Here is a 14038-nt window from a genome sequence, read left to right on the forward strand (position 1 = left end):
TGCCGCGGCCCCCCGCTAAACAGAATCGACAAAACATGTATAGCACGCCCAGTCGGTATGGTGTGCCTATGACCGTCACCCGAGGGGACACCCACCGCCGCGAGCAGGTGCTCGCGGCGGCGCTCACCGTTTTCGCCACGTTCGGCTATCGCAAGACGTCGATGGACGCGGTGGCCCGGGCCGCCGACATCTCCCGCCCCGGCCTGTACTTCCTCTTCTCCGGCAAGGAGGAGCTGTTCCGCGAGACCATGCGGCAGGAGCTGGACCGGGCGCTGGCGGACGTCCGTACGGCACTGGCCGCGCCCGGCGCGGACCTCGGCGCACGCCTGGTGGCCGCACTCGACGCGAACCTCGGCCGGTACGTCGGCACGCACCTCAACGAGGGCGTCGACGAACTGCTGGAGCACGGGACCGCGCAGCTCCACGACATGTACGACGACTACCGGGACGCCTTCCTCGACACGCTCGCGGCGGCGATCACCGACTCCGGGCGGCCGCCGACCGGCGACGTCACGCCCCGCCAGATCGCCGAGGTCCTGCAGGCGGCCGGCGAGGGCTGGAAACACCGTGCCGTTGACCGCACGGAGTTCGTGACCAAGCTGGGCGTGGCGGTCGCGGTCGCGCTGCGGCCGTAGGGCCTGCACCGCTGAACCACATCACCACACCCGACCGAATCCGCACGGGACGTTTCGGCGCGTTTCGGCCGCTGTCTTGTTCTGGGTCACCTGATGCGGTGGTGGTTGGGTGAGCGAAGGATTCGTCAGGTGATCGACACGCTACTTTCTGCGACTGCGGTGTCGGCGGGGCCGCCGGAGTCATGGGAGGGGTGGCGTGTGAAGAAGGCGCTGGCGGGTGTGGTGGCGGCGGGGGTCTTTCTCGCGGGAGCGGGAACGGCGTTCGCCTCGTCCTGGCACAGGCTGCCCGATCTGAAGACCCGGGGCGCGGCTTTCGAGCAGGGCTTCTTCCGGTTCAATCCAGCCGAGCGCAGCCATGGCTCGTTCGAATGGAGCGGGTACCTGATCGACACCGAACCTGAAGACAACCACAACGGATATGTTCAGGTCCGAGTCGAAGGCCACGACTGGGACCGCTGCTACGGAAAGCAGCGCCAGCGGGTCTATCTGCACCATTCCAGCTGGGACGGTGCGCAGCGGTACACGGACGACGCGTACTTCCGGGTCTGTCTCGACAAGGGGACACTCCGGCCGGACAACTGCTCCTCCGCGCGGCACTACCAACCGCGCTAGGTCTGAGCGGATCTCACAGTGTCCGAAGTCCTTGCTGCCCAGGGAATCGACCTCTCCTACGGCTCGTCGCGAGCTGTGCGGGGGGCGAACATCGCACTCCGACGCGGGGAGATCGCGGCCATCAGCGGCCCCAGCGGATCGGGGAAGTCGTCCCTGCTGTACTGCCTGGCCGACGTGTTGCCGGTCAGCAGCGGAGAAGTCCGTTTCGAGGGGCGCACGTTGGGCGGCCTGAGCGACGCCGAGCTGAGCGCCCTGCGGCGCGACCGGTTCGGTTTCGTCTTCCAGTACGGCGAACTCCTTCCGGAACTCACCGTGGAGGAGAACACCGCGCTGCCCCTGCGGCTGGCCGGGCAGCGCAAGGCGCAGGCGCTGGCTGCCGCCGGGGAGGTGCTCGGCCGACTGGGGCTCCGGGAACTGCGGGAACGGCGCCCCTCCCAGGTGTCGGGCGGGCAGGGCCAGCGGGTGGCCGTCGCGCGTGCCCTCGTGCACCGGCCGGCGGTGGTCTTCGCAGACGAGCCGACCGGCTCGCTCGACAGCGTCAACGCGCAGGCCGTACTGCAAGAGTTCCTCACGCTGGCGCGCTCGCAGGGCGCTGCCGTCGTACTCGTCACGCACGACGCGGACGTCGCGGCGCGGGCGGACACCAGGTACACCATGGGCGACGGTGTACTCACCCCGCAGGGGCGGCCGGCACGGTGAACGAACTCCTTCTGGGGCTGCGGCTGCTCTTCGGCAGTGGGCGCGGCAACCGTGCGCGGTTCGCGCTCATGACACTCGGCGGGTCGATCGGGGTCTGCTGTCTCGCGGTCGTACTCACGATTCCCGGAATCCTCGCGGCACAGGACGGCCGTGTCGCGGCCCGCCAACCCGTCCCCCCAGGCCAATCCGCCACCGGTGTGAGCGGGCTGCCCCTGTGGCTGGAGCGCACCGACCCGTACGGCTCAACGCCCCTGGTCCGAATCTTCCTGGCCAGGGGCACCGAAGCCGTGGCGCCCCCGCCGGGGCTGAAGGACATGCCGGATCGCGGAGAAGTCTTCGTGTCTCCGCGGCTGCATGAACTGCTGCGCACCGAACCCGGGTTGGCCCAGCGCCTGCCAGGCCGGGAGAAGGGCCTGATCGGGCCCCGGGGGCTGGCACGTCCCGAAGAACTCGTCGCCTACGTGGGCATGAGCCGCGGTGAGCTCTCCGGGGGCCTGCCGGTCACCCGGTTCGGCAAGCGGGAGGCACCGATCCCCACGGTGGACCCGTCGACGCTCGACATCCTGCGCTTCACGATGGTCGGCATCGTTCTGCTGCCTCTCGCCGTGTTCCTCTCCGTGTGCGCCCGCCTCTCGGCTGCGGAGCGGGCCCGCCGACTGGCCGCGCTCCGTCTGCTGGGGATGAGCGCCAAGGAGGTACAGCGGGTGAACGCCGCCGAGACCGTGGCAGCGGCAGGCGTGGGTGCACTCATCGGACTGGGCGAGTACTGGATCCTGAACCAGCTCTTCTCACGGGTCGGCCTCCCCGGATTCACCTGGTACCCGGGCGACGGCACGCTCGGGTGGGGGCGCTGCCGCTCCTCGGGCGGCGGATCGACCCGGAGTTGATCCGGCGGGACTGACGGAGGGACGGAGAGGAGCGGAGCCGTGGTGGGGGTGCCGTCCCCTTTCGGTGTCCCGGCTCTGCTCCGGTACGGCGGCTCGCGGAAACCGTGTTGAGGGGTGTGCCGTCCTGCGGAAGGCTCCTTGGTCATGGAGTTCTTCTGTTACCACCGTGACCGTGCCGGCTCCGCGGCGTTGCGTGCGGAGCTGGTGGAGGACCACTGGGCCTACATGGACGGCTACGCGGCCGAGTTGATCGCCCGGGGGCCGACGTTCGGTGTGGGCGGTGAGGTGCCGACCGGGAGTGTGCACATCGCCGACCTCCCCGGCCCCGCCGCTGCCCGCGCGTTCGCCTTCGACGAGCCCAACTACCAGGCCGGGGTCTACCGCGACGTGCTGCTGCGGCGGTGGCGCAACCTGCTGGGCCGCACCATGTGGGAGTTCCCCGGCGGCCGGACCGGCGGCGACCGGTACCTGGTGCTGGGCCTGGGGCCGGTGCCCGCCGCCGACGGCGCCGTCACCGGTCCCGGCCTGCCGCCCGGCATCGACCACGACGACCTGATCGCCTTCGGCCCGCTGCTGTCCGACGACGGAGCCACCTGGCTCGGCACGGCGGCGCTGGTCCGGGCCTCGGATCGGGAGCGGGCGCTGGGCGTGCTGGATCCGGTCCGGTACGCGGGCGTCGAGGTGCAGGAATGGGAGTTCGGCGGGCGCCGGTGACAGGGGGGACGGGGCGGGTGCTCCGGGGGCGCCCGCCGGTCGTACCCTCTGTGCCTACCCGACCAGTGACTCCGCCAGTCTGTCGGCGAATTCCGTGATGCGGTCGCGTCGGGGGCCGTTGCGTGCGATGCGGAAGCCGTGTCGGCGGCCCCAGAACGCCGCCTGGACGGCGTGGAACTGGGCCCAGCGGCGGACACGTTCGCGGTCGAGCTGGGCTGCTTCGGCGAAGACGTCCAGGAGGCGGCGGGCGACCTGCGGGAGGTCGTCGACCTGCATGAGGTTCAGCGCGCGGGACTTGAGGAGTGTGCCGGCGTCGTACGCCGGGTCTCCCGCGTAGCCCTTCGGGTCGACCGCCAGCCACGGCTCCCGGTCCGCCCGCAGGATGTTGCGTGCGTGCAGGTCGCCGTGGATGAGGGTGTCCGGCTGGGCCCGGCCCAGCTCGCGGGCCGTGGCGACGGCCGCGTCCACGGCGCGGGGCGGCAGTGGGTGGGACAGGCCGGCGGTGTTCTCGCCCAGCTCCGCCGCCCATGCGTCGGCGCGGTCCCGGAGCCGGGGCAGGCCAGGCGGTGCCGGGACGGCCAGGCGGTGGTTCAGGCGGCCCGCGATCGTCATCACCGTCTCGTCGTCGGACTCCAGCGCCGCCAGCGTCGATGTGCGGGCCCGCTCCAGGAGGAGGGCGAAGCGGGCGTCGTCGCGCCGGTGGAGGCGGACCGCGCCACGGCCCGCCCACGCCTCGAACGCGTCCGGCTCGTGGACGTTGCCGGGGTGGGGGAAGGACACCTTGACGACGCAGGGGCGGGCGTGGGTCCGCTGTCGGACGGGGACGACCACCCCGACACCGCCGTGTGTCACCTCGCCGTCGGGTACGCAGTCCCAGCGTTGCAGCAAGTCTTCGACGATCGACGGGAGTTCGGTGATCCATCTCGCTCCGCGGTCACCCTCCCGGTCGATCGTGCCCCGCACCAGCGCCTCCGGAATGCCGATCATCCTGGCACCCTACGCGCCGACCGGGCACGAGGGCGGAACCGGACGGCCGCCGAAGTGCCGCATGCGGAGCTCGGGTTCGGCCCGCGCGGCCGGGACGGAACCCGGCCGTGAACGGCTAGAGCGAGCCGCCGCTGTCCACCACCAGGTCCGTTCCCACCACCGACGCCGCGGCGTCGGACGCCAGGTACAGCACGGCCGCCGCGATCTCCTCCGTCGACGAGACACGGCCGAGGGGGAGGTCGGTCCGCACCCGCTCGTCGCGGTCCCGTTCCGTCTCGCCCGTGCGCAGGGACATCGGTGTGGCCGTCGCCCCGGGGCTGACGACGTTGATACGGACACCGTCCCGGACGTGGTCCAGCGCCGCGCCCCGGCTCAGGGCCGTCACCGCGGCCTTCGTCGCCGAGTATGCGGCGGCACCGGGGGAGGTGGTGTGGATGCCGAAGCTGGAGGAGACGGTGACGATCGCGCCGCCCGTCGGCTGGGTGCGCATCCGGCGGATCTCCGCCTGCAGAGCCAGGTGCACGCCGGTGACGTTGACCGCCAGCTGCTCGTGCCAGTCGGCCTCCGGAAGGTCGGCCAGCGGCGCGCCGCCCCGGAAGACGCCCGCGTTGTTCACCGCCACGTCCAGCGAGCCGAAGTGCTGCACGGCGGCCGCCACCAGCGCCTCCGCGTCCCCCGCCCGCGACACGTCGGCCGGCACCGCCAGCGCCTCGCCGCCCCGCTCCTCGATCAGCACGACCGTCTCCTTCAGAGGCGCCTCCCGACGGCCCGCCACGACCACCCGCGCGCCCTCCGCCGCGAACGCCAGGGCGACGGCCCGGCCGATCCCGCTGCCGGCGCCGGTGACCAGCGCCGTACGACCCCGGAAACGTTCCCCAGTGGCAGTCATGAGCGATCTCCCCTTTTCTTGAACGTTTTCTTGAACGATCGGTTCAGTATCAAGGCATGAAAAGAACGCCCCCCCGTGGCAGGGAGCGTCCGTCAGTCCAGCAGTCGCAGCGCCTGCTCCGCCGCGTCCCGGACCCGGGCCGGGTCCGTCGACGCCTTGCCCACCAGCCGCAGGCCCTGGAGCAGGACCAGCAGGGTGCGGGCGAGGGCCAGGGGGTCGCGGTCGGCGGGCAGTTCGCCCTGGGCCCGGGCCCGGTCGAGGGCGGTGTGCAGGACCGTCTCCACGCGGTCCCAGTCCCGCTCGACGATGCGGGCCGCCGCCGGGTCGTGCGGGGCCAGTTCCGCCGCCGTGTTCGTGACCAGGCAGCCACGCAGGCGCAGGTCGTCGGCCGCGGACTCGCCGGCGTACTGCCGTACCAGCGCGCGTACGGCCGGCAGGACCGGGCCCGGCCGGGTCAGGGCCCGGAGGAGGGGCGGGAGGCGGTCCTGCCGGTAGCGGTCGAGCGCCTTCAGGTACAGGTCGTGCTTGCTGCCGAAGGTCGCGTAGAGACTGGCCCGGCCGATGCCCAGGTGCTCGACCAGGTCGGCCATGGAGGTCGCCTCGTAGCCGCGCCGCCAGAACAGCTCCATGGCTGACAGCAGTGCGGCGTCCGGGTCGAACTCCTTGGTCCTGGCCATGGGGCAGAGCCTAGGTTTTTCTGGAACGTTCAGTCAAGCAGGCTCATGTCGTGCGCCGGGGCCGTCCGCACCTCGTACACGGTCACCCGTACCGTCTCGTCGTCCAGGCACTCGCCGGTCTCCAGGTCGAAGCGCTGCTTCAGCAGAGGCGAGGCGACGAAGGGACGGCCCTGGTGGGTGCCGGTCAGGCCGCGGGAGAGGACCGCCGCGCCGCCGAACGGGTCGCGGTTGTCGATGGCGTAGAGGCGGTCGGCGCGGTCGCGGAAGACGGCGACCTGGCCGCCGTCCGGGAGGAGCGCGGCCACGCCCCGGCCGGGGGTGAGCAGGCTCAGGTCGCAGACCGTGAACCAGCTTTCCGCAAGCTGGAGTTGGACCTTCAGGCCGGTGTTCTCGGGTGCCAGGGTCATCGCTGGGCGCTTCCTTCCAGAACGTCTGCCGGGTCTTCCGCGGGGCGGCGCATGCCGATGGACAGCAGAGGCAGGTCGGGCTTCGTCTGGCCGCGTTCGGGCACGAAGCCGACGACCGGGTCGGGGGTGTCCGGGGCGTTGACGAAGGACACGAACCGGGCGAGCTTCTCCGGGTCGTCGACGGTCGACGCCCACTCGTCGGCGTAGTTGGCGACGTGCGCCGCCATCAGGGACTCCAGTTCCTCGCAGATGCCGAGGGAGTCCTCGACCACCACGTCACGGACGTGGTCCAGGCCGCCCGGGATCCGCTCCAGCCAGGTCGACGTGCGCTCCAGGCGGTCGGCCGTACGGATGTAGAACATCAGGAAACGGTCGATCAGACGGACCAGTTCGGCGTCGGAGAGGTCCTGGGCGAGCAGGTCCGCGTGGCGCGGGGTGGCGCCGCCGTTGCCGCCGACGTACAGGTTCCAGCCGGCCGCGGTGGCGATGACGCCGAAGTCCTTCGACTGGGCCTCCGCGCACTCGCGGGCGCAGCCCGACACCGCCGACTTGAGCTTGTGGGGGGACCTGAGCCCCCGGTAGCGCAGCTCCAGGTCGATCGCCATCCGGACCGAGTCCTGGACGCCGTAACGGCACCAGGTGGACCCCACGCAGGACTTGACGGTCCGCAGGGACTTTCCGTAGGCGTGCCCGGACTCGAAGCCGGCGTCCACCAACCGCGTCCAGATCAGCGGGAGTTGCTCGACGCGCGCGCCGAACATGTCGATCCGCTGGCCGCCGGTGATCTTCGTGTAGAGGCCGAAGTCGCGGGCGATCTCGCCGATCGTGATCAGACCCTCCGGGGTGATCTCACCGCCGGGGATGCGCGGGACGACCGAATACGAGCCGTTCTTCTGGAGGTTGGCGAGGAAGTGGTCGTTGCTGTCCTGAAGGGCCGCCTGTTCGCCGTCCAGGACGTAACCGCTCGCGCCGATCGTCGGGGCGAGGGAGGCGATGATCGACGCCACCGCCGGCTTGCAGACCTCGCAGCCGTCGCCGCCCCGGGCGCCCTCCCGGCCGTAGCGGTCGAGCAGGTCCCGGTAGGTGTTGACGCGCAGTGCGAGGACGATCTCGTACAGCTCCTCACGGGTCTGCGCGAAGCAGCCGCACAGGCCCTTGTCGACCTCGACGCCGGACGCCTCCAGCTCCGCCGTGACCAGCTGCCCGAGCACCTTCACGCAACTGCCGCAGCCGGTACCGGCCTTGGTGCACTTCTTCACCTCCGGCACGGTGGTGCAGGAGTGCTCGGTCACCGCGCCGCGGATCGTGCCCTTGCTGACGTTGTGGCAGGAGCAGATGACCGCGTCGTCCGGGAGCGCGGACGGGCCGAGCTGGGCGCCGCCGCTCGCGCCGGCCGGCAGCACCAGCGACTCGGGGGCGACCGGCGGGACCGAACCGGTGAAGGCCTTCAGCGTGCCGTACGCGTCCGCGTCGCCGACCAGGATGCCGCCGAGCAGGGTGCCGTCCCGGCCGATGACCAGCTTCTTGTACAGGCCCGAACGGGCGTCGGAGTAGACGACGTCCAGGCAGTCCCCGCTGGTACCGTGCGCGTCCCCGAAGGAGGCCACGTCCACGCCGAGCAGCTTCAGCTTGGTGGACAGGTCCGCGCCGGTGAAGGCGGCCTCGTCGGAGGCGATCGTCGCCGCGGCCGTCTCGGCCTGCTCGTAGCCCGGCGCCACCAAGCCGTACACCCGGCCGTCCGCCGCCAGCGCGCACTCGCCGATCGCGAACACGTGCGGGTCGGAGACGGTACGGCACTGCTCGTCGACCGTGATGCCACCGCGCTCGCCGACCGTCAGACCGCAGTCGCGGGCGAGCTGGTCCCGCGGCCGTACACCGGCGCTGAACACCACCATGTCGGTGGCGAGTTCGGAACCGTCGGACAGCTTCATGCCCGTCACGGCACCCTCGGAGTCGACCACGATCTCCTGCGTGCCGACGCCGGTGTGGACCGTCAGGCCCATCTCCTCGATGGTGCGCAGCAGGGCCGCGCCGCCGCCCTCGTCCACCTGCACCGGCATCAGCCTCGGTGCGAACTCCACGATGTGGGAGGTGAGGCCGAGCCCCTTCAGCGCGCCGGCCGCCTCCAGCCCGAGCAGTCCGCCGCCGACCACCGCGCCCACGGTCGCCCTCGACCCCGCGTACTCCTCGATCGCGAGCAGGTCCTCGATCGTGCGGTAGACGAAGCAGCCGGTCGCGTCCTTGTGGGGGACCGGAGGCACGAACGGGTAGGAGCCGGTGGCCAGCACGAGCGTGTCGTACGCGAACACCTTGCCGGACCGGGCTGTTACCGTCCTCGCCGCGCGGTCGACCGTCTCCGCCGGGTCGCCGACGTACAGCTCGATGCCGTGCGTGTCGATGAACTCCAGGTCGGTCATGGAGAGTTCGTCCGGGGTCCGGCCCGAGAAGTACGAGGTGAGGGCGACGCGGTCGTACGCGGGGCGCGGCTCCTCGCACAGCACGACCACGCGGTGCGTGGCGGTCAGGCCGCGCTCGGCGAGTGCCTCGAGGAAGCGCTGGCCGACCATGCCGTGACCGACGAGCACGATCGTGGGGGTGGCCCCGGGGGTGGTGGTCATCAGGAGCCTCCGTCGTGGGTGAGCAGGTGGAGCGGGGGGTGGAGCGGCGGGCAGAGCAGGGGGCGGCGCAGGGGGCGGCCGTACTCTGCGGGCACGTGGTCCGGCGTGTCGTATGCGATCGCCGTGCTGCCGTCCGCGCGGCCGGAGCGCGTGGGGCGGGCGGTCACCTCGGCGGCGGGGTGACGGCCGGTCGGCACCGCGGTGAGCGGCCCCTCGGCGGTCGGCCCCTCGGTGAGCGGCACCCGGCCGTACGTGCGGTGCTCGTCGTCGCCGACGGCTGCCCCGGGCGTCTCGCGCGTCACGGGGGTGCCGACGCGGTCACCGGGCCGACGGGCCGCCGGCCGGGACGGGCGCCCGCGGGGCCGGCGCCCATCACCACCACACGCGTATTCGAGGTCATGTCCAGGAGCGTGCGGGGCCGACGTTACCCGGCCGCATCACCGCTGTTTCCCACGAGGAACGCTGCCCTCTTCGGGGGTGGGGGGTGCGTGTGAGGGGTCCCTGGGGAGGGACGGTGGGGTCTGTGAGGTGGGGGAGACGCGGGGGAGGGGGCTTGCGGCCAGCGGCTTGCGGTGAGTGGCTTCCGGTCAGCGGCTTCCGGTCAGGTGCGCGAAGACGACGACGTTCCCCTGGTAGCCGGTCGTGCGCGAGTAGCCGCCGCCGCAGGTGATGACGCGGAGCTCGGGGCGTTTCGCGGCTCCGTACACCTTCTCGTCGGGGAAGTCGCGGGCCTGGTAGACCTCCACCGCGTCGACGCTGAACACGGCGACGCCCCTGTCCTGCCGGTCCACCTCGATGGTCGCGCCGCGTTTGAGGGCGCCGAGGTCGTAGAAGACGGCGGGGCCCTCGGTGTTGTCGACGTGCCCGGCGACGATCGCGGTGCCGGTCTCGCCGGGGGTGGTGCCGGCCTCGTACCAGCCGGCGAGGTTCTTCTTCGCGGCGGGCGGGACGTCGAGGCTGCCGGCGGGGGTGAGGGCCAGGCCCATGAGAGGGGCGTTCACGTGGATGGCGGGGATGCGGATGCGAGTGGGCGGGGAAGGCGGCAGCGCGGGGGCTTCGAGGCGTTCCTCGCCGGGGTCGGGGCGGCCCTCGGCGGCGGACGGCTGGGGCGGCGCGGTGTGCGGTCCGATGCCGGGGCCGAGCAGCCACACGCCGGAGCCGAGGGCTATGACGGTCACGGCGGCTATCGCGGTGTCCCCGATCTTGCGCATGTGAACCCCTCTCCCAGAGGTCAGAGCTTCTAACGAGGGGGTAGGGCGCCAGAGATGGTGAGAGCCTCTAACGAACGTGACCCCCTACCCCCTCCGGGCCGCGAGGGGCGTCGGACCCGGAGGGGGTGGGATGTGCGGTACCGGCGGACGGACAGCGGAGGGTGTCCGTCAGATCACATCGCCTCTCGCCCGGCGATGCAGGAGCCAGGTACCGCCCGCGGTGGCGACGGCCAGAGCCGTCACGCCCGCCGCGGTCTGCACGGGGTCGGAGCCGAAGGCACCACCGACCCCCGTCTTCACACTGCCGTGGGGCTGCAGCTGCCCCGCGGCCGGCGTCAGTGCCACCACCAGGTCCCCGGTCACCTGCCGGTTCCCCTCGGCGCACTTCGCGACGATCTCGTACGTCCCCGGTTGTGCGCTCGGCGGCACCTGGAACTGCCCGATCGCCTCGCCCTCGTGCGTACTGGGCGCAAGGGTGAACGTGCCGGCGCCGACCGAAGTGGCGTCCCCGACCGCCGTTCCCTTCTCGCCGCACACCGCCGTGTTCACGGTGACCTGGCCGCCGGCCGCCGCGGTCGACGGGTACACGTCGAGGCTGCCGGTGCCGCCGCCGTATGCCGGCGCGACGGCGAGTCCGGCCGTGGCCACGGCCAGCGCGGTCCCGGTCAGCAGACGGGCGGTGCGTCGCATGGTGCTCCCTCGGTCGAGGTCGTCCACTCCCTTGCTCTACCGAGGTAAAAGCCAACCGCCAGACCCCGCTCTCTGAGGCACCGTCAGTTTTGGGATGAACGGGTGTCACGGCGGACGACGGCGAGGCCCGTTGAAGGGGAATACGGGCAGGTCAAGGGGGTTGCACAGGTACCGGTATGAAGAACACACGAACGGCGGGTCCCGGGGGGAACGAACGGGTGACCTCCCGGCCGGGGCGGCTCCCTGCGCCCGCGGCGGCCGCAGCGGGCGGTCGTCCAGGACCACCTCCGGCAGGTACCGGAACCTCGCCTCCCGGCGCGCCCTCACCCCTGCGCCGTCATGTCGGCCCGGGTGTGCTCGTCGGCGAGATCGTCGTGTCCGGCGACGGCCTCCGGGTCTGTGAGCACTCGGGCGGGGCGACGGGCTCGATTTTCGGAGCGGTCCGGCTGGGCCGGCAGCGGTGAACGCGTCGACGGGGGCGATCCCGGCGGACCTCGCGGGCGTCGGTGGCGGGAGCGGGCCGTGGAGGTGGTGCCGGCCGTGCTGCGCCCAAAGGGCGGCGGATGGGTGACGGCCGGTCGCAACACGAACGGCGGCTGACCCGCGAGCCCACCCCGCCGCGCAAACGGCCCTGCGGGGCTCGGGGATTGACCCCAGCGATGGCCTTTCAATATATGAAGTGCCCACATCTACACGGGAGTTCACCTCGTGGACATCTATCGTTCCGCGGGCTAGCGTGATCACGAACCACCACATCAGCTGAATGATCAGTAGAGGGTGATGCAGTTGCGCGAGAGAACCGAGGACAGCGGGGCATCCGCCGTCAGTCGTCGCACTCTCCTCCGAACCGGTACAGGCATAGCGGCCGCCGCTGTGAGCGGCGGCCTTTCCGTGTTCGCGGCTCAGCCGGCGTCCGCTGTCGTGGGGACGTCGCAGCGCTTCGTTCTCGGCGGGGGCGGCGGGAACTTCTTTGTGAACGCCCCGCTCCACCAGCCCTACTGGGCGATGCAGTCCTTTGCCTTCGACCACGTCTTCGGCCACATCTACTATGTGCAGACGAAGGTCGGCAGCGCGAACGGGGATCTCTGGGTGACCAGGACCGACATGACCGGTCAGATCCTGGGCGCCATGGCGATCCACGGGTTCGACCACGGCTCGAACATAGCCATCGAGCCGGACACGTACGGATCCCCGTATATGTGGGTCCCGGGCGACTGGAGAAATCTGCATCCCGAGGACCCCGACAGCAAGCCCAACAGCCACACCATCGCCCGTTTCAAATACGTCGACGGGGGCGACCTCAGCTACGCGGACTCGGCGGTCAGGAAATTCATCATCCACCTCTCCGATTTCGTCGACTGCCCGAGACCGGCCATCGATCCCTACAACAACCGGATTCTCCTCCGGTACATGGGGACCACCACCCCATGGCGCCTCGCGCTCTTCGACCTCCCCAGCGTCCTCAGCAAGGGCTTCGTCGACGACACCCCGCTCCCCCGCCTCGCCGCCCGCGAACTCCCGAGCAACAGCGATATCGGCCTCACCGCGGACGACGATTTCCAGGGCGTGACCGCCTACGGCCAGTACGCCTATCTCCTCTACGGAGGCCCTCCGAAGAAGACCACGGACCCGGCCAAGCCGTCCTACCTGGTCACGCTCGACATGAACGACAGCGGGAAGTCGGTCAAGGAGATCTTCCAGACCCACGCGGGTGACACCACGCTCCCCGGCCGTGAGCCGCAGGGAATCGCGGTCTACCGCTCTTCGGTCGGGCCCCAACTCGCGTTCGGCTTCTCCAGCAAGTACGACAGCGATGATCCCGTCCAGTTCCGGTCGACCATCTTCTACAAGAGCGACCTCACCTGGTGAAGTTTTCCAGATCCTTTGCTGCGGTGAGCTTCTTCAGCGTTGCCGCTCCAGGGTGAGGACGGCTTGGGCGATTGACGTCATGCGGTTCGGGCTGCATCGGGATCTGCGGAAGATCCGCCAGGCTTTCAGGCGCGCGACGCCGCGTTCGACCGGTGCCGGTGCCGGTGCTGCGGCCAGGGCACGGTTGAGGGTCTTCTCGGTGAGGGTGAGTTCCTGCAGGGGTCTGCGTTTGATGCCCGTGGTCACCCAGGGGCCGCCGCCCTGGTAGGCGAGGTCGGCCAGGAGGGGGACGCCCTGGCGCTCGCAGATGCGGATGATCCGATGGGTGCGGGCCGCAGTCAGGTCATGAGTCCGGCCCGGCAACGCGGGTGACAGCCACAGCAGCAGGCCGTCCGGATCGATGACCACCTGCACGTTCACGCCGAGCCGACGGTGCTCGTGGGAGTGGTCGGCCCGCCCGTCTCCGACCCGGTCGCACGTTCGGCGAGCAGGTGGATGACCGTGCTGGTGTAGGCACGGGCGGTGGACTCGCTGATCCCGTACCCGGCAGCGATCTTCGCCAGGGTCGTGTGCTCGCGCAGGTACACCAGTGCCACCATCGCACGCGAGCGCTCGGGCAGGTCGAGTGCGGCAGGACAGATGACCGACGAGGCCCCCGAGCAGCGTGGTTGAGACGTCAGACATCTCGATCAACAGCTCGGGGGCCTCGCTCGTTGCGCTCCGGAACCGTCACCTGATCGGTGGCCGGCTCGAAGAAGCTCCCTGGGTGGAGAAGAACGACAGGACGGCGCCGGGGACCGTCACCCGGGCGAAGGGGGCGCCCCCTTCCACATCTGCATCCAGAATCGCGGCATGGAAGGCGGCGAGGGCCGGAACATCATCGGCGATCAGGGCGGTGCAGGTGAAGCGTGGCTGCATCCGGGCATCGTAGGCCGAGGTTCCCAACAGCGTCCCCGGCATCCGTACGGCTCTCACCGAGGTGCGGCGCGAGGAGTTCGACCGGGCCATCAGCGAGGCCGGTGTGCAGGACATCCACGCCCATGCGGCACTGGATGCTCGAAGCCGTTCCCGACCCGGAGGCGGAGGCGCTGCTTCGGCGCCTGGCGGCGGACGAGGCCGAGAGGCGAGCGTGACCGCCGCGAG

At 71.1% G+C, this 14038-nt stretch carries 15 protein-coding genes and 2 pseudogenes; 7 read left to right on the top strand and 10 right to left on the bottom strand.

Annotated features, from left to right (window positions below; genetic code table 11):
- The first annotated feature begins 68 nt into the window (after positions 1–68).
- From KVT45_RS39395 to KVT45_RS39415, 5 genes are all read left to right on the top strand, one after another.
- The gene (locus KVT45_RS39395; RefSeq protein WP_254648018.1) at positions 69–635 is read left to right on the top strand and encodes a TetR/AcrR family transcriptional regulator; all 567 of its coding nucleotides are present in this window, start codon (positions 69–71) and stop codon (positions 633–635) included.
- A 129-nt stretch (positions 636–764) separates the two neighbouring features.
- Positions 765–1247, top strand: coding sequence for a hypothetical protein (locus tag KVT45_RS39400; RefSeq protein WP_308311004.1), 483 nt, complete (start codon positions 765–767; stop codon positions 1245–1247).
- An 18-nt stretch (positions 1248–1265) separates the two neighbouring features.
- Positions 1266–1946 (top strand): ABC transporter ATP-binding protein, encoded by a 681-nt coding sequence (locus KVT45_RS39405; protein WP_217554124.1) that lies wholly within the window; start codon positions 1266–1268, stop codon positions 1944–1946.
- Positions 1943–2833: an FtsX-like permease family protein gene (locus KVT45_RS39410; RefSeq protein WP_217554125.1), complete on the top strand. Its 891-nt coding sequence runs from the start codon at positions 1943–1945 to the stop codon at positions 2831–2833. Before KVT45_RS39405 ends, KVT45_RS39410 begins: the two co-directional genes overlap by 4 nt.
- A 144-nt stretch (positions 2834–2977) precedes the next feature.
- Complete coding sequence (locus tag KVT45_RS39415) at positions 2978–3547, top strand: YciI family protein (RefSeq protein ID WP_217554126.1); 570 nt, start codon at positions 2978–2980, stop codon at positions 3545–3547.
- Positions 3548–3601: 54 nt separating this feature from the next.
- On the opposite strand, the gene KVT45_RS39420 is transcribed toward KVT45_RS39415, so the two are convergent.
- From KVT45_RS39420 to KVT45_RS39455, 8 genes are all read right to left on the bottom strand, one after another.
- Positions 3602–4534, bottom strand: a complete 933-nt coding sequence (locus KVT45_RS39420; protein ID WP_217554127.1) for an aminoglycoside phosphotransferase family protein — start codon at positions 4532–4534, stop codon at positions 3602–3604.
- Positions 4535–4649: 115 nt separating this feature from the next.
- On the bottom strand, positions 4650–5423 hold the full coding sequence (locus tag KVT45_RS39425) for an SDR family NAD(P)-dependent oxidoreductase (RefSeq protein WP_217554128.1): 774 nt from the start codon (positions 5421–5423) through the stop codon (positions 4650–4652).
- Between the two features lie 92 nt (positions 5424–5515).
- On the bottom strand, positions 5516–6100 hold the full coding sequence (locus KVT45_RS39430) for a TetR/AcrR family transcriptional regulator (RefSeq protein ID WP_217554129.1): 585 nt from the start codon (positions 6098–6100) through the stop codon (positions 5516–5518).
- 29 nt (positions 6101–6129) lie between these two features.
- Positions 6130–6507: a nitrite reductase small subunit NirD gene (gene nirD, locus KVT45_RS39435; RefSeq protein WP_217554131.1), complete on the bottom strand. Its 378-nt coding sequence runs from the start codon at positions 6505–6507 to the stop codon at positions 6130–6132.
- On the bottom strand, positions 6504–9125 hold the full coding sequence (nirB, locus tag KVT45_RS39440; RefSeq protein ID WP_217554133.1) for a nitrite reductase large subunit NirB: 2622 nt from the start codon (positions 9123–9125) through the stop codon (positions 6504–6506). The genes nirD and nirB overlap by 4 nt, the downstream gene beginning before the upstream one ends.
- Positions 9125–9427 carry a hypothetical protein gene (locus tag KVT45_RS39445; RefSeq protein WP_217554135.1) on the bottom strand — a complete coding sequence of 101 codons (303 nt, stop codon included), beginning with the start codon at positions 9425–9427 and terminating at the stop codon, positions 9125–9127. Before KVT45_RS39445 ends, nirB begins: the two co-directional genes overlap by 1 nt.
- A gap of 285 nt (positions 9428–9712) precedes the next feature.
- Complete coding sequence (locus tag KVT45_RS39450) at positions 9713–10336, bottom strand: class F sortase (RefSeq protein WP_217554137.1); 624 nt, start codon at positions 10334–10336, stop codon at positions 9713–9715.
- Positions 10337–10504: 168 nt separating this feature from the next.
- On the bottom strand, positions 10505–11026 hold the full coding sequence (locus KVT45_RS39455) for a hypothetical protein (protein WP_217554138.1): 522 nt from the start codon (positions 11024–11026) through the stop codon (positions 10505–10507).
- A 972-nt stretch (positions 11027–11998) separates the two neighbouring features.
- On the opposite strand from KVT45_RS39455, the gene KVT45_RS39460 reads away from it, so the two are divergent.
- On the top strand, positions 11999–12895 hold the full coding sequence (locus KVT45_RS39460; protein ID WP_308311005.1) for a hypothetical protein: 897 nt from the start codon (positions 11999–12001) through the stop codon (positions 12893–12895).
- A gap of 33 nt (positions 12896–12928) precedes the next feature.
- Here the strand turns inward: KVT45_RS39460 and KVT45_RS39465 are convergent.
- Positions 12929–13500: pseudogene (locus KVT45_RS39465) on the bottom strand (transposase family protein); the annotation flags it as partial.
- 124 nt (positions 13501–13624) lie between these two features.
- A complete protein-coding gene (locus KVT45_RS39470; protein ID WP_217554140.1) occupies positions 13625–13813 on the bottom strand; it encodes a hypothetical protein in 189 nt (62 codons plus the stop codon).
- A 16-nt stretch (positions 13814–13829) separates the two neighbouring features.
- On the opposite strand from KVT45_RS39470, the pseudogene KVT45_RS58210 reads away from it, so the two are divergent.
- Positions 13830–14028 (top strand): annotated as a pseudogene (locus KVT45_RS58210) (hypothetical protein); the annotation flags it as partial.
- Between the last annotated feature and the right edge of the window lie 10 nt (positions 14029–14038).

This window comes from Streptomyces sp. GbtcB6 (assembly GCF_019091475.1).
GTDB lineage: Bacteria > Actinomycetota > Actinomycetes > Streptomycetales > Streptomycetaceae > Streptomyces > Streptomyces hyaluromycini.